This is a genomic window from Desulforapulum autotrophicum HRM2 (genome assembly GCF_000020365.1).
GTDB classification, from domain to species: Bacteria; Desulfobacterota; Desulfobacteria; order Desulfobacterales; family Desulfobacteraceae; genus Desulforapulum; species Desulforapulum autotrophicum.
Map to the genome: position 1 here is coordinate 4,731,548 of NC_012108.1, position 19,467 is coordinate 4,751,014.

Here is a 19,467-nt window from a genome sequence, read left to right on the forward strand (position 1 = left end):
CTGGTCAAGTCCTTCTGTCGTGAAACCCACTGCAATCACGGGGCCATCAGGACATGGTCGGTGCCAAAACGGCGTTGACGGGCCATGGAGACAAATGGTAATATCGACCAATATACAGTATAGCAAACCAATAAAAGGTTAAAAGAGCCATGAGCCACACCTATTCATCTTTAAAGTCCACCCCCCGTGAGGCCCTTGGCCAGTCAGAGGCCTTCCTCGACTTCCAGGAGCGACTCGCCCGGGTTGCTCCCATTGACCGACCGGTTCTTCTGCTTGGAGAGCGGGGAACCGGTAAGGAGCTTGCCGCAACACGCCTTCACTTTCTCTCCCATCGCTGGCAGGGTCCGTTTATCACCCTTAATTGTGCATCCCTTGCCCCAGCCCTTGTGGAGGCTGAACTGTTCGGCCACGAAAGGGGTGCATTTACCGGGGCTGACAAGCGCCGCACAGGCCGCTTTGAAGCCGCAAACACCGGCACCCTTTTCCTGGATGAAATCGGTGCCATCCCCATTGAAACCCAGGAAAAGATTCTGCGGGTGGTCGAATACGGCAGGTTTGAGCGGGTGGGCAGCTCATCGCCCATTGAAGTGGATGTCAGAATTATCAGCGCCACCAATGCCAACCTTGTCCAAAGGTGCGAAACAGGACAGTTCAAGCCGGATCTCCTTGACCGACTCAGCTTTGAAGTGTTGTTTCTTCCACCCCTGCGCAACCGGTCCGGGGATATCCGCCTCCTTGCTGACCACTTTGCCAGGGAGATGGCCAGGGAACTAGACAGAACAGAGCCGCCCCGGTTTTCAAACGAGGCTGCAGCCCTTCTTGAGGCCTATCCCTGGAAGGGAAATGTCAGAGAGCTTAAAAACGTAGTCGAACGGGCCGTTTACCGTTCCAGCCATCATACCATCCGGGAAATCATTTTCAACCCCTTTTCCTCTCCCCATGGCAGTTTGCCAGACCCGCCCGTCCCTGTAAAAGAGACAATGGATCAACAGGAAGTTCCGGACATTTTCCCCGATTTTACAACCATGCCCCTTAAATCGGCCGTGGCAACCCTGGAGAAACTTCTTTTAGAACGGGCCCTTGCCAAGTCCAGGCACAATCAGAGACGTGCCGCAGCACTTCTGCATCTCTCCTATGACCAGTTAAGGGGGCTTATTCGAAAACATCAACCTTGAAAAAGCGTCCAAATATGATTAAGATGTATGATATGTATACGCCAGACCAATTCATAGACCAGCACATTTAAGGGGAACGCTGCACATGTTCACAGAAACTGTAACCTTCCAGGCAGCCTTCGTGGCAGGCCTGCTGTCGTTTTTTTCACCGTGCATCCTGCCCCTGATTCCCGCCTATTTTACCTTTATCACAGGACTTTCCCTTGACGAACTGACCCTGGATCTCAAAGAAACCCGGAAAAAGGTGATGCTCTCAACCCTGGCCTATGTGTGCGGATTCTCCTTTGTGTTTATTCTGCTTGGGGCATCTGCCTCTTTCCTCGGCAGCTTCATGGCAAAATATACCTGGCTTGTGCGTTACCTGGGCGGCGCCATTGTAATCGTTTTTGGCCTCCACCTGCTTGGCATCATCAACATCAAGGGACTCAACTTTGAACGAAAGATCCACCTGGACCAAAAGCCTGTCCATCTCATGGGCACCTTTGTCATCGGCATGGCATTTGGCGCAGGCTGGAGTCCCTGCATCGGGCCCCTCCTTGGATCAATCCTCATTGTTGCTGGAAACCAGGAAACAGTTGTCAAGGGGATGGCTCTTTTGGGCGTTTACTCAGCAGGACTTGCCCTGCCCTTTATCCTGATCTCCTTGTTTATAAACCGCCTCCTTGAAATAATGAAGCGGGCCACACGGGTCATATCATACATCAACAAAATATCCGGCATTCTTCTGATCGCCCTTGGGCTCCTGCTCATCACAGATCGCTTCAGAATTCTTGCCGGGTTATAAGCAAAAGGACCAATTCAACATGAAACAAAAAATCCTGAACACACTCCTGGCAGTGGTGTTTTTTGCCATTTTCCTCCCTGCTGCAGTCTCCGCCCAGGAAATTTCCTGGCAGAAATTTGACAGGGGTATGGCCATGGCAAAGGAACAGGACAAAAACGTTTTCCTATACTTCCACGCAGAGTGGTGCTCCTACTGCAAAAAAATGGAACGAACCACCTTTAAAAAATCAAAGGTCATCGACTACATCAACGAAAACTTCATCGCCATCAAGGTTGATTCAGACAGGGAGCAGAAGATTTCCGAGACCTATAATGTTCGCGGGTTGCCAACCCTCTGGTTCCTGAAATCCGACCATACCCGGATCAGCAATCTGCCCGGCTATATTGATGCAAAAACCTTTGGTAACATCTTAAGATTTATCAACACCGACAGTTATGAACAGATGAGCTACAACGACTTCAAAAAGACACTATAGAAAGGAGTTTACGCCATGCCAATCTATGAATACAGATGTGAGCGCTGCAACGCAACCTTTGAAAAGCTTATCTTCAAGGGAGAGGAAAACAGGGTAAAATGCCCTGAATGCGGCAGCAAAGCGGTTAAAAAGCTCATGAGTGCGGCAAGTTTCATGGGTCCAAGTATCGGCACCTGTGCAGCAGATGCCCCCAAGGGTTTTTCCTGAGCCGGCTGATGCTGCCAGAGCGGTCAGCTCTGGATCAAAACCAAAGAAAAACCGTGGGAAGGGAATGACGTCATCCCCTTCCCGCACTATTTAAAACAATCAAAACAACAGACGAGACAAGGTAAAGGAGAAATAATGATTCAGCTCGACACCACCATGGGAGAAATCCTGATTGAACTTGACGAGGAAAAGGCCCCGAAAACCTGCGCTAACTTTCTTGAATACGTAAATGCCGGCCACTATGACGGAACCATCTTCCACAGGGTGATCAACGGCTTCATGGTCCAGGGCGGCGGCATGACCGAAGATATGGTTGAAAAGCCCACCAACCCGGCCATTGAAAATGAGGCAGATAACGGCCTTTGCAATGCCCCCTACACCATTGCCATGGCAAGAACCATGGATCCCCACAGTGCAACAGCCCAGTTTTTCATCAATGTAAAGAAAAACGACATGCTTGACTTTAAGTCCAAGACACCCCAGGGATGGGGATATGCTGTTTTTGGAAAGGTAGCCAAGGGCCATGGCGTCATCAACAAGATCAAGGCGGTTGCCACTGGCAATAAAGCCGGCCATGGCGATGTGCCCAAGGATCCCATAACCATCCTAAAGGCACAGGTTGTTAATGGGGATCAGGCCTAAAAGGCCTAAACATTTGGTGCCGGAATGGACAGGGCAACCGATATCGCGGGCATCTTTGCTGCAGGCATGGCCGGGACAACCATGGCCTGCCTGCTCCGGCAGCTGTTTCTTGTCAAACTTAAGGCAGGCTTTTCCAGACCCTTGAAAAGGCCTTTGACCTGACCATAGCGGGGAAAAACGATGAAATCAATCCTGGCAGATTACGACAAAGACAACCAGAAGGTAACTGTGGGTACAAACGCTGAACCTGAAGATTGGGTAAAGGTATGCACCCGTTTCAACGATGATGTCCACCGCATCAGAGATGTCACAGACATTGAGGGGTTCACCGCACTCTACCAGTGTTTTGACGACGACAACCGGTCGATTTTCTACCTTGTAAACGAGGACAAGAGCCTGTTCCGGCTCAGGCGAAAACGCTTTCTGGAAAATATTGGGACTGGCGGCAAAAAAGGCTAACCCAATCCGTTGTTAAACTCACGTTCATGCATGCCCATGAGATACAAGAGCCCGTCAAGCCCAACGCTTGAGATCGCATTGCTTGCCCTTTCTCTGACAATGGGTTTGGCATGGAAGGCAACACCTAAGCCTGCAATACTGATCATGGGAAGATCATTGGCCCCGTCTCCCACGGCAATGGTCTGCTCAATGGAAATATGCTCCTTCTGGGCAAGTGCCTTGAGGAGCAAAGCCTTTTTTTCACCGTCAATGATTTCGCCTGCCACTTCTCCTGTGACAACACCGTCCCGGATCACAAGCTCATTGGCATAGACATAGTCAAATCCGAGTTGTTCTTTAAGATAGTCGCCGACAAAGGTAAATCCGCCCGAAAGAATGCCAAGCTTGTATCCAAGTCCCTTAAGAGTTGCAGTCACAAGGCCCACCCCTTCGGACAGGGGAAGATTTTTAGTGATATTGAGAAGTTCACTCTGTTTGAGCCCCTTCAGAAGCGCCACCCGCTTTCTGAAGCTCTCTTTAAAATCGATCTCACCGGCCATGGCCGAATGGGTAATCCGAGCAACTTCGTCCCCCACCCCGGCAATTTTTGCAAGTTCGTCGATCACCTCAGTCTGGATCAGGGTCGAATCCATGTCAAAAACCACAAGCTTGCGGTTCCGACTGTAAATGTTGTCCACATGAAAGGAGATATCAATTCCCATATCCCTGGAGATCTCCATGAAACGGCCCCGCATGGCCCTTATGTTCACAGGTTTCCCACTCACACAAATCTGAATACTCGCCCTTGGATTTACAGGCTCGCTCATAAGGGAAATCCTGCCCGTCAAACGGGTGATACCGTCAATATTGAGTTCATTTTCCGCCACCACCGACGCTACACTTGAAATCTGGCGTGCCGTGATCTTCTTGCCAAGTAAGGTGATAATCCGCCTTTCCAGACCCTGGGCCTTGACCCAGTTCTCGTAGGATGCCCCGTCAACGGGTTTGACCTTAATGGCAAGCCCCATTTGATGGCCCTCAAACAGCAGGTCTTTAAAAATGGCAGAAAAATCATCGGCCCTTGGGATTTCCACAAGGATTCCAAGGGTGATGTAATCATGGATCACAGCCTGGCCAATATCAAGGACATTGGCGTTATACTCGGCAAGAATGGCTGCAAACTTTGAATCAAGCCCTTTTCTGTCCCGGCCAGAGATGTTGATCAATACTGTTTTACCCATCAAAGATACCCTTTGTTCATTAACCGCTTTTATATTCAGCCCTCCAATGATTTTCCAGGAATCGAAAAACCTTTTCCATATAGTATGCCCAGGAACAATACTCAAGGGGAAACAGTTTTTTTAAAATCATATTGACCCTGGAAAGCCACATCGATATAATGTTGCTATCGTAGTAGCAACAAAATAAAAAGGAGTGAGATGGAAGCCCTTGCAAACCTGAAAGAACTTGGATTTTCCCAGTATGAAGCCGCATGTTACATGGCGCTCCTCACCGATCACCCGGTAAATGGTTCAAGGCTGAGCGCCCTTTCAAACATTGCCAGGTCTCGAATCTATGACGTGCTCAGGAGCATGATGGCAAAGGGGTTTGTTATTGAGGCAAGTAAGGGGCAGTATGTTCCCCTTCCCCCGGACCAGTTGAGCTTCCGGCTTAAAACCCGGTTCAAGGAGAACCTCCGGGCATTTGAAAACGAGGTTGCAAGGGTGTTTCGCAGGACAGAATGCGAATACATATGGACCCTTGCCGGTTATGATACGATAATGGCAAAGGCGAGGGAAATGATCAACACCGCTGAAATAGAAATTTACACAAGGCTCTTTCCAGGCGAAGCCCGGATCCTTTCAGCAGACCTTGAAAATGCCTCCGGTCGCGGTGTCAATATCCGCTACATTGCCATGGGCGATACCCCCACAACCTTTGAGGTCCAGGTGGCCCACCCAGACCAGGCAGAGCTTATTAAAAAAATAGGCGGGGCTTCGTTTGACCTGATCAAGGACAAAAATGAGGCCCTTGTGGGGGTCTTTGCGACGGACGACCTGGACAATTCATCGATCAACTGGACCCGGAACCCCTGGTTCATCACCACGAACCGCGACAGCCTTCGCCATGATTTTTACCACTGTTTCCTGAAAAAAATCCACGAGGATAATCAGTTGCTGAACGACCAGGAAAAAAAAATCTACAACATCATAAAAAACGACAATTGACAATCAGGGAGATGGTCATGGAAACAATGGAAACCACAAAAACACCAGACATGCCAGAGACAAGCTGCTTGCCCCCAGGATTTTCAGAGACCGCCGACCAAGGCATTATTGATTCTGAAGATCGGTTCGGGGCCCACCACTATGAACGAATCGCCATGGTCGCACGAAGGGCTAAGGGGTGCTGGATCTATGACCAGAACAACAACCGCTATCTGGACTGCCTTGCAGCCTATTCCGCAGCCAACCCCGGCCATCACCATCCGGTCATTGCCAAGGCCGTCATGGATGCCGTCCAGGGTGGATATGCATCGGTCCTCTCCAACGTGGTTTACACGGACGCCCTTGGCATATTCCTCAAAAAAATGGGCCAGTTTGCCCCCCAGATGGCACCAAGGTTTGGCAACAACGGCAACAAGGTGCTGCCCAAAAACGGTGGCGTGGAAAGCGTTGAAACCGCCATCAAAGCCATGCGCTACTATGGATACAAACAAAAGGGCATCAAAGACGGACACCAGGAAATAATTGTATTTAACAACAATTTTCACGGCAGGACAATTTCAGTGGTCTCTTTTTCCACCTCTGAAAAATACCGCCAGGGATTCGGCCCCCTGACTCCTGGATTTGTGAGCGTTCCCTTTGGCGATATCCAGGCCGTTGAAAGGGCCATAAACAAGAACACCTGCGGCATCCTTGTGGAGCCCATCCAGGGTGAGGGAGGCATCAGAATCCCCCCCAAGGGATTTTTGGCCGGACTACGAAAGGTCTGCGACGATAAAAACCTGCTTCTGGTGTGTGACGAAATCCAGGTGGGCCTGGGTCGAACGGGCAGACGGTTCTGCTTTGAACACGACAACATTGTTCCAGACGGTGTCATCCTCGGCAAGGCACTATCAGGAGGCCTCGTCCCCCTTTCCGTGTTCATCACCAACGCCCATATCATGGATCTTGTGTTCAGCAAGGGCTCGGACGGCTCCACCTTCGGCGGCTACCCCCTGGCCTGTGTTGCCGGCACAGCCGGTCTCAAGGTATTTGAGGACGAGGCCCTTGACCGCCGCTCCAGGAAAAAGGGAGATATTCTAAAACAACGAATCCTGACCATTGCCCATGCCTCCCCCCATGTTAAGGAGGTCCGGGGCAAGGGACTGTTCATCGGAATCGAGGTAAAGAACGGCAATGCCATGGCGTTCTGCAGACAGCTTCTCGACCTTGGCATCATTGTCAACGACAGCCACGGCCATACCATCCGGATCTCCCCCCCCCTTGTGATCAATGACCAGGAGCTCGATTTTCTGGTGGAAAGACTTGAACGGGTGCTTGTGGGTTAGGGGCCTTAGGTATGGAGCCGGACACCATTCTCCGCAAGAAAATCCTGCATGGCCTTTCTGGGCATGATGTCGGTAAAAAGTTCATCTATGTCCGCCACATGGCCCAGGCGAACCATGGCCTCCCTGCCGAACTTTGTGTGATCAGCCACCAGCATCACCTTGGATGAATTGTGAATGATTGCCTTGGCCACCTGGACCTCCTGGTAGTCAAAATCCAGGAGGTCCCCATTGGGAGCAATGCCACTGATGCCGATGATGCCGAAATCCGTCCTGAACTGACGAATAAACTCAAGGGTGGCATGGCCTGTGATGCCCCGGTCCCGGTGCCTCACCACCCCGCCAGCCATGTAAATTTCAATATCGGGATTCTGGCTCAGAATAACGGCCACGTTAAGGTTGTTGGTAATGACCCTCAACCCGTCTTTCTTCAAAAGTTCCCTTGCCACCTCCTCGGTGGTGGTGCCGATGTTGATAAACACTGAGGCCCGTGACGGAATCCGCTCTGCCACCCTTGAGGCGATGATCTGTTTTTCCTCCCGGCACAGAACCTGACGGGTGGCGTAACCGATATTTTCAACGCTTGTGGCAAGCCCTGCTCCCCCATGGTATCGCCGGACCAGCCCCTCTTTGCTCAACAGGTTGATATCCCGTCGTATGGTCTGGGGGGTCACCTTGAAGTCCGTGGCAAGGTCCTCAATGGATACATACCCCAAGGCCTGAACCCGTTCAACAATTTTGGCCTGCCGTTTCTGCATCTGTTCTTTTCCTTATACCTCGATTTTCTGGCCCGCCTTGGGTACCACGGCCTTGAAGCCTTCCTGACCCAGTCGATCGGCAAACTTGAGGGAGGCCTGTTCTTCCCCGTGGACCACGGCAATCTTTTTAACCTTGAGGTTTGATGTCTTGAGGAATCGCATCATCTCCTCCCGGTCGGCATGGGCACTGAAACCGTTCAGGGGAACGACATTGGCCTTCAGGGGATACTCCTTACCCAGAATCTTCACCACCGGAGCCTCACCCTTTCCACCCCCATCACGATAGGCCTTGCCAAGGTCAAGGATCCGCCTGCCCAGGGTGTTTTCGGCCATGAACCCTACGATGAGGATGGTGTTGACCGGGTTGTGAATGCGATACCTGAGATGGTGAAGGATGCGCCCAGCCTCACACATGCCCGCGGCGGAAATCACGATACACGGTTCAGGTTTTCGCATTAAATCCATTGATTCGTCCACGGAAGAGACAAAATCGACCCCGTCAAAACAAAAGGGGTTGAGCTTGTGTTCAAGAAAGGTTTTATGGGTTTCCTGGTCGTAGAGTTCAGGATGTTCAACAAACACCTTGGTCAGACCCGAGGCAAGGGGGCTGTCCACATACACGGGAATCCTGGGCACCACCCCCTGTTCGTAAAGTTCATGGATCACGTAGAGGATCTGCTGGGTCCGGCCCAGGGCAAATGCGGGAATCACAACCGACCCCTTGCGCTGGATGGCAAGGTTGAGCTCCTGGGCCATGCGCGCATTGAGGTCCTGGGAACTCTCATGGACACGATCGCCATAGGTGCTCTCCATGATCAACAGATCAATTTCCCTGTCCTCCTCTCTAAAGTCAAGGCAGGGATTTTTCAGGATGGGCATGTCAAACCGGCCAAGATCACCCGTATAGCAAACCGTCCGCCGGTCCTTTCCCTGCCCGTAATGGATGATGCTGATGGCAGACCCCAGGATATGGCCGGCCTCGTAAAAGGTACAGGTCATATCCTTTCCAATGGTTATGGGGGTCCGGTAGGGATTACCTGAAAAGAAACCAAGGGAAAACCTGGCATCAGCCTCCCGGTAAAGGGGCTCCACCCGGGTCAAATTGTGACGATCGGCAATCTCACTGATGGCCGCCCGGTTGAGTTTGTTTCTTCCCGACTTTAAAAGTTTTCTGACCTGCTGGGCTTCCCGGTTTGAAAGGTCATCGGCCACACCTTTCTTTCCGTGGGTGGCAAGGGCTGAACGGGCGTTCTTATAGTTGAGATAATCGGCGTCGGATTCCTGGATATGGGCCGAATCGGGCAGCAGAAAATTGCACACATCCTGGGTGGCACGGGTGGTGACAACCTGCCCCTTGAAATCTTCCTTCACAAGCAGGGGAATTCGGCCTGAATGGTCAATATGGGCATGGGAAAGCACCACATTGGTAATGGTTGCCGGATTAATCGGCATACTGGTGTTCTTTTCCCAGGTTTCCTTTCGTCTGCCCTGGAACAGTCCGCAGTCAAGCAAAATACGATCATGTCCGGTGTCGATCATGTGCATGGAACCGGTCACTTCCCTTACAGCTCCGAAAAAAGATAGATCCATGAATCCCCCTTCAATGTTGAAAACCGAAAATTTATGGTTACAAAGCGAACAAACACAGGTTGAAAAAGCAATATTCAAGTGCTAATGTCAGTATATGTCAACTTTTTTATGGAGGCAAGTGTGGAAACTGAAGTTCTAATTATCGGCGGCGGTGCCACAGGAACGGGGATTGCCAGAGATCTTGCCCTCCGGGGCATCCGATCGATTGTGGTTGAGAAGGGGGATATCAACGCAGGGGCTTCGGGCGGAAATCACGGATTGCTCCACAGCGGCGCACGCTATGTTTCCAATGACGCCGGAAGTGCCCGGGAATGCATGGAAGAGGCGGATATTCTGAGGCAGACAGCCCCCCACTGCATTGACGACTGCGGCGGGCTCTTTGCGGCCGTCCAGGGCGACGATGAAAACTATGTGGCGGATTTTCCGAACTTCTGTGAAAAAGCCGGCCTTGACACCACGGCCATCCCCCCGGAGGCGGCCCGTGAAATGGAACCGTTGCTGGCAGACGAAACCATTGCCGCCTTTAGGGTCAGGGACGGTGCCATTGATCCGTTCATGCTCTCCCTGGAAAACATGGCCCATGCCCGGGCCCTGGGCGCAACGCTTCTCTGCCATACCCAGGTGGTTGGCTTTGAACGGCAGAACCATTGCATTACAAAGGTTTGGCTTGAAAAAACCGGTACAGGCGAACGCTTCAGCGTGGAACCCCGGCAGATCATCAATGCCACGGGTGCCTGGGCCGGAAAAGTTGCCGCCCTTGCCGGTGCAACCACCCACGTTCTCTACTCCATGGGAACCCTCCTCGTCACCCAGTCCAGAATGACACAGGGGGTCATCAACCGCCTCAGACCCCCGTCTGACGCAGACATTCTTGTCCCTGGAGGAACGGTGTCCATCCTTGGCACCACCTCGGTACGTGTGGATGATCCGGACAGGATCAGACCCACCGTGGCCGAGACCAACCTCATTGTCGAACAGGGATCAAAAATGATTCCAAGCCTGGAGCAAACCCGTTACATACGCGCCTACTCAGGAGTTCGCCCCCTGGTCAGCCAGAGTTCAGGCGTTGGAGACGACAGAACAGTTAGCCGGGGGTTTGTTCTTCTTGACCATGCATCGGACAACCTTGACAACTTTGCCACCATCACCGGGGGCAAGCTCACCACCTTCCGGCTCATGGCCGAAAAAACAGCAAATCTTGTGGCCGCAAGGCTTGGGAACAAGACCCCCTGCACAACAAAAACAGCGCCCCTGCCATCCACCCTTGACGGCAAATGGACCGAACCCGGCATCGCTCCCAGCGTCTGGTTTGCCAAACCTGCCGGAAAAAAGGACAAAATTCTGTGTGAGTGTGAAATGATCCCGGAAAGCACCATTGATGCCATAGCCACAGCCCTGAGAAACAGCAATGAGACACCGAACCTGCTCACCATCGGACGAAGAAGCCGCCTGGGCAAAGGGCCCTGCCAGGGTGCATTCTGCAGCACCCGGGTCCTTGCCCACATGTACAACCAAGGAGCGCTGTCCGGCCCCGGCGGCGTTGACGATATAAAGGCATTTCTTGACGAACGCTGGAAGGGTCAGCAGGCCATCTTCTGGGGGGACCAGCTGGTCCAGGCTGAACTCACCGAAGCCATGCATTGCGGACTGTTTGACCTTGAACTTGCACAACCAGGAGACCACGGCCATGATCATTAACACCCCAGCCCCCATGGAAACCTCAACCATTAAAGCCGACCTTGCCGTCATCGGTGCCGGCATGACCGGTATGGCAGCAGCCCTCTTTGCCGTTAACCGAAAGATTTCAACCGCACTGGTGGGTCAGCATTCTGCCATGAATTTTGCAAGCGGGATCATGGATCTCATGGGCGTGCACCCGGCTGGCCAACAATGGGACGATCCCTGGAAGGCCATTGACCAGGTACGTTACGACCTGCCGGACCACCCCTTCGCAAAGGTAGAAAATACCCTGATTAAAGAGTCCCTGGAAGAGGTGTCGAACTTTCTTGAAGGCAAGCTCCCCTACCGGCGATCCATGGGAACGAACGTCACCCTTGTCACCTCCGTGGGTACCCCTAAAAAAACATACATGGTCCCCAAAACCATGTGGAACGGCGTGAAGGCCCTTGAGAAAAAAGCCCCCACACTGATACTTGATTTCACGGGCATGAAACTATTCAGTGCACGTCAGATCGCATCCTCCCTTGAAAAAATATGGCCGGGCTTACGATCCAAAACCATTGACTTTCCAAAATCCGAACTTCTGGAAGAACTCCACCCCGAGCATGTGGCAAGAGTCCTTGACCTTTCGGCAAACCGGGTAGCGCTTGCACGCCGGATAAAACCCCTTGTGAAAGATGTTGAATACATCGGTTTTCCAGCCCTTCTTGGCATGTACAAATCCGTTGAGACCGTGGCCGAGCTTGAGACCCTCCTGGGAAGACCCATATTTGAAATCCCCACCCCGCCAGTGTCTGTGCCGGGCATAAGGCTCCAGGAGGCCATGATCAACGGCCTTGGGATCAACAAGATTTTTTACAGCCTCTCGACCATGGCAACCAAAGTAACAAGAACAGATGGCAAAGAGTTCATCACCACCATAAAGGGCAACAACGGCAACCAGACCATTGTCTCAAAGGCCGTTCTCCTGGCAACGGGCCGCTTCCTTGGCAAGGGACTTGTGGCCGGTCGCAGGGGTATTTGTGAACCCCTTATGAATCTTTTTGTAACCCAGCCTGAATCCCGCGATGGATGGCACAGAACAAGTCTGTTCGATCCCAAGGGACACCCGGTAAACCGGGCCGGAATCCAGACTGATTCAGCGTTCAGACCCCTTACCTCTTCAGGAGAACCGGTTCTGGACGGTCTTTACGTGGCAGGCTCCATCCTGGCCGGTTCAGACTGGATGCGCATGAAATGCGGATCAGGTGTTGCCATTGCCACCGCCCTTGCCGCTGTCAAGGCCATTGAAACGGCAGGGACCGAAAAATGAGACCTTGCTTTCTATGGTAAAAATGGGTAAAAGGTAGGGTGTTACAAACATTATGAATAAAAAGGACAACAACAGCTCCTCTGGACCTGGTGCCCTTTTTTAATCGACCTGTTTACCCAGGCACTAATATAGCCGGCTCGGACTGCTCTTTCCAGGAGTTGTCCCGGGAAAAGGCACTCAAAGGAAACCCCCAGTATTGATACGCTTTTTCTCTTCCTTGATAAAAAGACTCTTCCGACAAGAACCACCCAAGCCCACTGAACCTGTCATTCGGAAAAAACAACCACCCGGGGATGATACATCCATCCCAACCAGAAAAAAAACAGAAACGTCCCAACCACAGTCTCCTGAAACCCGTCACTCCCCCCCCATAGAGACCGGCCCCGGGGAAAAGGTCCGACCTGGAGACGGGGTGCGACCCCACAAAAAACGTGAACCCTGGACCCTGGACCATTTCCAGGTTCCCACCCAGGAGGGAAAGACCCGATTCCATGATCTTGACCTTCCCCTGGGACTGATGCACGCCATTTCAGATGAAAACTTTCAATACTGTATGCCGGTCCAGGCAGAGGTGCTTCCCCACACCCTCATGGGTAAGGACGCAACAGCCAAGGCCCAGACAGGTACAGGCAAGAGCGCTGCTTTTCTCGTAACCATCATTGCACGCCTCATGAAAAACCCCACCAGGGGGAAAAGGGAAAAGGGAACGCCCAGGGCCTTGATCATTGAACCCACACGGGAGCTTGTCCTCCAGATCGAAAAAGATGCAAAGGCCCTGACCCTCTACACCCCCCTTCGAACCGTATCCGTGTTCGGCGGCATGGATTACAAACGCCAGCAGGACCAACTCGCCTCGGCCCATGTGGACATCATCGCAGCAACACCTGGCCGGCTCATGGATTTCATGCGCCAGAAGCTTATCAACCTGGGCAAAATTGAGATCCTTGTCATTGACGAGGCAGACCGACTGCTGGACATGGGATTCATCCCGGACATGCGAAATATCATTTACAATACCCCCCACAAAAAAGAGCGGCAGACCCTGTTCTTTTCCGCCACCCTTGCCCCTGAGATTTTGCGGATGGCCAACCAATGGACCGTTGACCCTGCAGTTGTGGAAATTGACCCGGACAAGACTGCGGCGGATTCCATCAACCAGAAAGTTTTCATTGTCACGGAAGACCAAAAATTCCCCCTGCTCTACAACCTCATCTCCGGGGAAAAACTTGAACGGGTCATCCTCTTTGTCAACATGCGAAGCACCACCCGAAGAATCGCCCAGCGTCTGGTTCAATTCGACATCTCAAGCGAAATTCTCTCAGGAGAGGTTTCCCAGAAACAGCGCATCCGAACCCTTGATGATTTCAGAAATGGCAAGGTAAGGGTTCTTGTGGCAACGGATGTGGCTGCACGGGGACTTCATATTGAAGGGGTCAGCCACGTGATCAACTATGACCTTCCCCAGGACCCTGAGCACTATATACATCGCATCGGACGCACGGGAAGGGCCGGGGCTGAAGGAATTTCCGTCAGTTTTGCCGATGAGATGAGCTCATTCCAAATTCCCGACATCGAAGCGGTGCTCGGCAACAAGCTTGAGTGTGAGTATCCCGATGACGCCATGCTTGCGCCGCTTCCAAAACCTAAACGAAGAATCCCCCCCAAACCAGACACCCGGCCCCCCCAGAAAAAAAACCGCAGCTCCAGATCAAACAGCCGCCCCCGATCCAAGGGAACCCCGGGCCCCAAGGGCAGCTCCAGACAGAGAAACCCCAGGAACGCTCCTAAAAAGGAGTCTTCCCAGCGTTGACACATCAAGGACAGATATTGTACAAGAATGAATTAAATCTGCATTAGACTTTTAGAAAAGGAGCAACATTAGCATGTTTGGTTTGGGAATGCCTGAAATCCTACTTATATTGGCCATTGCCCTCATGGTGATCGGCCCCAAAAAACTGCCTGAACTTGCCAAAACTCTTGGCCGGGCCATGGGAGAGTTCAAGAAGGCTGCCCAGGATTTCAAGCGAAGCATTGACTTGGAGGAGACGGCCAGAAAATTTGAAGCACCCGCAAAAAGCATCAGGGAAACCATCAAGGAAGCCACCCCCTCCCCTGAAGAAAACCCGGCAGCCACTCCAGAGGCAGTCACCCCTGCCGACCAGGCGCCATCGCCAGACAAAGGGGACAATACCCCCCATGGCAACCAAACCAGCAACGGTGATGGGGCAAAAAATTGAGCAGGGAAGAAGAAAAGAGCCCATTTACCGAGCATCTTGGTGAACTCAGGGACAGGCTTGTCCGGTCCTTTATTGCCGTGGGCGTTGGTTTTGTCATTGCCTACTGCTTTAAAGAACGGCTCTTTGATATCCTTACCGCCCCCCTCATAGCAGCCATGGGCGAGGGTCAAAAAATGATTTTTACCGGCCTTCCCGAGGCTTTTTTCACCTATCTCAAAGTATCGCTGCTCACGGGAGTTATCCTTGCCACTCCTGTCCTTTTTTACGAGTTCTGGATGTTTGTGAGTCCGGGCCTCTACCGAAAAGAGAAACGTTTTGTTTTACCCGTGGTCATCCTGTCGATCTTCTTTTTTTGTGTTGGCTCCTCTTTTGGCTACTTCATCGTCTTTCCCTATGGGTTTCAATTTTTTCTGGGCTTTTCGTCTGACACCATCCAGGCAATGCCCTCCATGAAAGAGTATCTTGGATTTGCTTCCAAAATGCTCCTTGCCTTTGGCTTTGTATTTGAACTGCCCCTGGTCCTCACCTTCATGGCTAGGATGGGGCTGGTTTCGGTGGAATTTCTTAAAAAGAACCGTAAATATGCGATCCTCATCTTTTTTACCGGTGCGGCCCTTATCACCCCCCCGGATGTGGTGACCCAGATCATGATGGCCATTCCCCTGATGATACTATATGAAATCAGCATAATCGGGGCCAGAGTATTCGGAAAAAAAAAGGATTCAGACGAGGAAGAAGCGGCTGAGAACAGTGACGTTCAGACGGATAAGAGCACTGATGATACGACCCCAGGGGAAGATCAAAATTGACCTTTTTATCATTGACAGAGTCTGATGCTCTATTATACAGTTTGTCCACCATTTTCATATGGAACTCCCATTGAATCATTGCAAACAGAGGAGTATATCATTGGTTCAGGATAGAGCAGATACCATGCTTCAACCACGCCAGTTGCATGACACTTACAAAAGAAGACCTTTCCTGGAAACGCTAGAATTTCGGTTACACCCGGAAGCAAAAACCATGGAATTTGACAGCCGCAAGGCTGTAAAAGGGTAGAATAAACTTTTAACTGTAAAATTGAGGAGGGTATTGAAAAATGGGAAAAAGAATGTTGACTGTACTTCTAATTACTGGCGTGGCTCTTGTTTTTGCAGCCACAGGCCTGCAGGCAGGCACCAAGGTTGAAGACACCATCCAGATGAACACAAAAGAGTATGCAGACCACTCTAAGGGCCTTGTGGAGTTTACCCACAAAAAACACATTGAAGAATACAAACTCAAATGCGGCGAATGCCACCACGACGCCGAGGGTAAACCCCTTGACCTGAAATCGGGAGACGATGTCCAACGCTGCGTTGAGTGCCACAAGGAAACCGAAAAGGTCAAGGGCGAGAAAATCAGCAAAAAAGACAAGATCATGAAATACCAGCAGGAAGCCATGCATGCCAACTGCATCGAATGCCATAAGGAGCACAACATCTCATTGAAGGATCCCAAGGATCCCAGGGGCACCAAGGGCCCTGCTCCTGCATCCTGCTCGAAGTGTCATCCCAAGAAATAATTAAATCCCGGGAGAGACAATCTCTCACCAGCTTTTCAGGGCCTTTCCGTATTTAGGAAAGGCCTTTTTTTTGCTGGAAACTAAAAATTGCATTCCTGGCGGCTTTGATAGATCCGGGCTTGATTTAAAATGGCTTCGGCCCAGGCAGGGGTGCCAGGGGCAAGGATGTGGGTATAGGTGGCAAACACCCGATTTGTGAAGAATCCGTCCAGGCCGTTGATGATCCCCTTTCCCCTTTCCATGGAAAAGGCCATGGCACCCTGGGTCTGATCGATTTCAAGGACGGTGGAATATCGGAACTCATGGCCCCGGATCACCTCTCCCTGTTTAAAATAGGGGTTCTCTTCAACCACCCTCACCTGGGTGTAGCCATGTCCCACAGGCCGCTTGGACAACCCGAACCTTACAGGAAGAACCCCGGCCATGGGATAGACGACCCCTTCAAGGGTTAGACTCTGCCCGAGAAAAATAAATCCCCCACACTCGGCATAAATGGGAAGTCCTCTGGCTGCAAGAAGCCTTAAATTTTCAGAAAATGCAGTGTTGGCCGAAAGCTGGGCTGCATGGGTCTCGGGAAACCCACCTCCCATGTAGATGGCATCCACCAAAGGAATTCGACTCTCCCTGAGGGGACTGATGTAACAAAGTTCGGCCCCAAGGGCCTCAAGTGCCTCAAGATTGTCCGGATAGTAGAACTGAAATGCGGAATCTCTGATAATGCCGATCTTGGGTCTTTTGGCGCCATGGTCGACCGCTGGAGGAGGCGGCACCCGTAAATGGGGCAATTTAGCAGGCAACGGTTTCTTTGGTGTTACCCTGTTCGTTGATTCCACACAAGCCCTGTAAAGCCAGTCAAGATCTATGGACGCCCTTGCAACCCTTTCTGCAGCGGCAACTGAATCCATGGAAAGGGCGTGTTCCGCCATGGGAACAAGTCCCATGTGACGCTCTGGGAAGTCCCTGGACCCAAGCTTTGGAACAGCGCCAAACACGGGAAGATTGCAGAATTGTTTGATGTTATCCCTGACCTTGTTTTCGTGGCGTTTGCCGGCCACCCGATTCAGAATGACCCCAACGATGTCAAGATCGGGATCAAAATGCATGCATCCCAGGATCAGGGCTGCAATGGTCCGGGTACTCTTGGTGCAGTCAACCACCAGCAGAAGGGGAAGGTTCAAAAGCTTGGCAAGCTCGGCCGTGCTGGTTCGCCCTTGGATATCTATGCCGTCAAACAACCCGCGATTGCCTTCAACCAATGCGATATCACAATTTTTAGAATGGGTGGAATAACTCTCTTGAACTTGGGAATCGGCGCACAGGTAGGTGTCAAGATTGTAGCAGGGCCGGCCGGCTGCAAGAGACAGCCAGCCGGCATCAATATAATCCGGGCCTTTTTTAAAAGGGGCCACAGCCAGATCGGACTGACGCCATGCAGCGGCAATACCGAGGGATATAACCGTTTTACCGGCCCCGCCCCTTAGGCCTGCGACCACCAGACCGGGAATTTTTTGATTCGTCTGCTGCATGGTTTTATCGGGTACGACGATTAATCTTCACCCTCAGAATGGCTCTGCTTACCAGCACCTTTGATACCGTACATGGTGGTACTTCCGCTGGACCAGTACTCAAGAACACCCTCTGTAACCATGTTATTTACAACCTTTTTGATCATCCTGGGTTTGTCGTCGGGAAAGATCGAGTAGAAATCCTTGAGGTAGAACTTGGATTTAGACTTGGTCTTTTTCTCAAGCCATGCCATTATTGCCTTTTCGGCCTCTTCTTTGTTGTCAAGAAGATCACTCATGATGTACTCCCTCTATAAATTTTAAAACGTGACAGCCGGAGCACCTAGGGGCGCTCCGGCCTTGAATCACCTTGTCAACACCAGCTTAGGCTCGATTAGAACTTAAAATTGGTGGTCTGACGCCAGGACATGTATGCCTGCTGACGGAAATCATCAATGAGATGGTGGGTAAAGTTAAGCTCACATACTTCAAAAAACTTCTCCCATCCGATTCTCTCTGCCCAGTCACCCAGACGCTCATACTTGTTGGCGCCGTTTGAATAAGCATTAACCATCTTTTTGATGGCGTCGGTCATTGAAGGCCAGCGGGGCATCTCATTGGGAAGGAAGGCCACGACAACCTTGGAGAACTTGGGATCGCTGATCCTGTTGGAAACCTTTCCACCGGCCATGAGAACAATACCGTCACCATCTGTATCGGCAAGGGGCATGGAGGGGCACATGGTGTAGCAGTTACCGCAGAACATGCAGCGCTCGTTCTTTACTTCAACTGACTTGACCTCTGTACCATTTGCAAGGGTCACCTTGGCTGGTTTAATGGCTGCCGTGGGGCATGCAGCAACCGCAAGGGGGATCTCGCAAAGCTTGTCAAGGTACTCATGGTCAAGCATGGGGGGCTTTCTGTGGTAACCAAGAATGGCTATGTCGGAACAATGAACAGCACCGCACATGTTGAGGCAGCAGGCCATGGAGACCCTGAGGTGGGCAGGAAGTCTCATGTTCTGGAACTCATCAAACAGGGCATCCATGGTGGACTTAACCGTACCTGACGCATCAGTGGCAGGTGTGTGGCAGTGGATCCATCCCTGGGTATGAACAATGTTGGTGATACCTGCACCGGTACCGCCGATGGGGAACTTGAGGCTTCCACCGGCAAATTTACGGCTCTTAAGGTCGTTCTTCAACGGCTCGACCTTGTCCTTGGAATCCACCATGAACTCAATGTTGTTACGGGTGGTGAAACGAAGATGACCGTCACAGTGCTTGTCAGCAATGTCACAGATTTCGTTGATATGGGTGGTACTCATGAGGCGGGCGCCACCGCAGCGAACGGTGTAAACCTCGTCCCCTGTTTCAGAGACATGAACCAGAACGCCCGGCTCAAGGATCTCATGGTGGGTCCATTTACCCTTGTTCTTCTTGATGACTTCAGGATAAAATTCTTCAAAATGTTTCGGACCGATGTCGGTGATCCTGTTTTCCATCGGTTTCGCTGGATTGTATCCAGATGATATAAAAGCCATGGTTATT

Annotated in this window: 21 protein-coding genes; 15 read left to right on the forward strand and 6 right to left on the reverse strand. The window is 51.6% G+C overall.

Annotation, left to right across the window (positions count from 1 at the left end):
- Positions 1-149 precede the first annotated feature (149 nt).
- From pspF to HRM2_RS20815, 7 genes are all read left to right on the forward strand, one after another.
- A complete protein-coding gene (gene pspF, locus HRM2_RS20790) occupies positions 150-1,175 on the forward strand; it encodes a phage shock protein operon transcriptional activator (RefSeq protein WP_015906008.1) in 1,026 nt (341 codons plus the stop codon).
- An 85-nt stretch (positions 1,176-1,260) separates the two neighbouring features.
- Positions 1,261-1,959 carry a cytochrome c biogenesis CcdA family protein gene (locus HRM2_RS20795; protein WP_015906009.1) on the forward strand — a complete coding sequence of 233 codons (699 nt, stop codon included), beginning with the start codon at positions 1,261-1,263 and terminating at the stop codon, positions 1,957-1,959.
- A 19-nt stretch (positions 1,960-1,978) separates the two neighbouring features.
- A complete protein-coding gene (locus tag HRM2_RS20800; protein WP_015906010.1) occupies positions 1,979-2,434 on the forward strand; it encodes a thioredoxin family protein in 456 nt (151 codons plus the stop codon).
- 15 nt (positions 2,435-2,449) lie between these two features.
- Positions 2,450-2,641, forward strand: coding sequence for an FmdB family zinc ribbon protein (locus HRM2_RS20805; RefSeq protein WP_015906011.1), 192 nt, complete (start codon positions 2,450-2,452; stop codon positions 2,639-2,641).
- Positions 2,642-2,776: 135 nt separating this feature from the next.
- Positions 2,777-3,283, forward strand: a complete 507-nt coding sequence (locus HRM2_RS20810; protein ID WP_015906012.1) for a peptidylprolyl isomerase — start codon at positions 2,777-2,779, stop codon at positions 3,281-3,283.
- Positions 3,284-3,307: 24 nt separating this feature from the next.
- On the forward strand, positions 3,308-3,445 hold the full coding sequence (locus HRM2_RS27215; RefSeq protein WP_187149295.1) for a hypothetical protein: 138 nt from the start codon (positions 3,308-3,310) through the stop codon (positions 3,443-3,445).
- Between the two features lie 18 nt (positions 3,446-3,463).
- Positions 3,464-3,742 (forward strand): hypothetical protein, encoded by a 279-nt coding sequence (locus HRM2_RS20815; protein WP_015906013.1) that lies wholly within the window; start codon positions 3,464-3,466, stop codon positions 3,740-3,742.
- Here HRM2_RS20815 and serB read toward each other — a convergent pair.
- Positions 3,739-4,962 (reverse strand): phosphoserine phosphatase SerB, encoded by a 1,224-nt coding sequence (serB, locus tag HRM2_RS20820; RefSeq protein WP_015906014.1) that lies wholly within the window; start codon positions 4,960-4,962, stop codon positions 3,739-3,741. The genes HRM2_RS20815 and serB overlap by 4 nt on opposite strands.
- A gap of 198 nt (positions 4,963-5,160) precedes the next feature.
- Here serB and HRM2_RS20825 point away from each other — a divergent pair, with 198 nt between their 5' ends.
- Positions 5,161-5,949 (forward strand): TrmB family transcriptional regulator, encoded by a 789-nt coding sequence (locus HRM2_RS20825; RefSeq protein ID WP_015906015.1) that lies wholly within the window; start codon positions 5,161-5,163, stop codon positions 5,947-5,949.
- A gap of 17 nt (positions 5,950-5,966) precedes the next feature.
- Entirely contained in the window at positions 5,967-7,274 is a 1,308-nt protein-coding gene (rocD, locus tag HRM2_RS20830) for an ornithine--oxo-acid transaminase (protein WP_015906016.1), read from the forward strand.
- Between the two features lie 5 nt (positions 7,275-7,279).
- On the opposite strand, the gene HRM2_RS20835 is transcribed toward rocD, so the two are convergent.
- Together HRM2_RS20835 and HRM2_RS20840 are read right to left on the reverse strand one after the other, a co-directional pair.
- The gene (locus HRM2_RS20835; RefSeq protein WP_015906017.1) at positions 7,280-8,029 is read right to left on the reverse strand and encodes a DeoR/GlpR family DNA-binding transcription regulator; all 750 of its coding nucleotides are present in this window, start codon (positions 8,027-8,029) and stop codon (positions 7,280-7,282) included.
- A 12-nt stretch (positions 8,030-8,041) separates the two neighbouring features.
- Positions 8,042-9,619 (reverse strand): MBL fold metallo-hydrolase RNA specificity domain-containing protein, encoded by a 1,578-nt coding sequence (locus tag HRM2_RS20840; protein WP_015906018.1) that lies wholly within the window; start codon positions 9,617-9,619, stop codon positions 8,042-8,044.
- A gap of 120 nt (positions 9,620-9,739) precedes the next feature.
- On the opposite strand from HRM2_RS20840, the gene glpA reads away from it, so the two are divergent.
- From glpA to HRM2_RS20870, 6 genes are all read left to right on the forward strand, one after another.
- Positions 9,740-11,317, forward strand: coding sequence for an anaerobic glycerol-3-phosphate dehydrogenase subunit A (gene glpA / locus HRM2_RS20845; protein WP_232364094.1), 1,578 nt, complete (start codon positions 9,740-9,742; stop codon positions 11,315-11,317).
- The gene (gene glpB, locus HRM2_RS20850) at positions 11,307-12,611 is read left to right on the forward strand and encodes a glycerol-3-phosphate dehydrogenase subunit GlpB (protein WP_015906020.1); all 1,305 of its coding nucleotides are present in this window, start codon (positions 11,307-11,309) and stop codon (positions 12,609-12,611) included. The genes glpA and glpB overlap by 11 nt, the downstream gene beginning before the upstream one ends.
- A gap of 412 nt (positions 12,612-13,023) precedes the next feature.
- Positions 13,024-14,421, forward strand: a complete 1,398-nt coding sequence (locus HRM2_RS20855; protein ID WP_232364095.1) for a DEAD/DEAH box helicase — start codon at positions 13,024-13,026, stop codon at positions 14,419-14,421.
- A gap of 73 nt (positions 14,422-14,494) precedes the next feature.
- Complete coding sequence (locus HRM2_RS20860; protein WP_015906022.1) at positions 14,495-14,848, forward strand: twin-arginine translocase TatA/TatE family subunit; 354 nt, start codon at positions 14,495-14,497, stop codon at positions 14,846-14,848.
- The gene (gene tatC, locus HRM2_RS20865; protein WP_015906023.1) at positions 14,845-15,657 is read left to right on the forward strand and encodes a twin-arginine translocase subunit TatC; all 813 of its coding nucleotides are present in this window, start codon (positions 14,845-14,847) and stop codon (positions 15,655-15,657) included. The genes HRM2_RS20860 and tatC overlap by 4 nt, the downstream gene beginning before the upstream one ends.
- 290 nt (positions 15,658-15,947) lie before the next feature.
- Positions 15,948-16,412, forward strand: a complete 465-nt coding sequence (locus HRM2_RS20870) for a cytochrome c3 family protein (protein ID WP_041273407.1) — start codon at positions 15,948-15,950, stop codon at positions 16,410-16,412.
- Positions 16,413-16,492: 80 nt separating this feature from the next.
- On the opposite strand, the gene HRM2_RS20875 is transcribed toward HRM2_RS20870, so the two are convergent.
- The 3 genes from HRM2_RS20875 to dsrB all read right to left on the reverse strand — a co-directional run bounded on the left by HRM2_RS20875 (position 16,493) and on the right by dsrB (position 19,460).
- A complete protein-coding gene (locus HRM2_RS20875; protein ID WP_015906025.1) occupies positions 16,493-17,938 on the reverse strand; it encodes a cobyrinate a,c-diamide synthase in 1,446 nt (481 codons plus the stop codon).
- Positions 17,939-17,958: 20 nt separating this feature from the next.
- On the reverse strand, positions 17,959-18,216 hold the full coding sequence (locus HRM2_RS20880) for a dissimilatory sulfite reductase D family protein (protein ID WP_015906026.1): 258 nt from the start codon (positions 18,214-18,216) through the stop codon (positions 17,959-17,961).
- Between the two features lie 95 nt (positions 18,217-18,311).
- Positions 18,312-19,460 carry a dissimilatory-type sulfite reductase subunit beta gene (gene dsrB, locus HRM2_RS20885; RefSeq protein WP_015906027.1) on the reverse strand — a complete coding sequence of 383 codons (1,149 nt, stop codon included), beginning with the start codon at positions 19,458-19,460 and terminating at the stop codon, positions 18,312-18,314.
- Positions 19,461-19,467 lie beyond the last annotated feature (7 nt).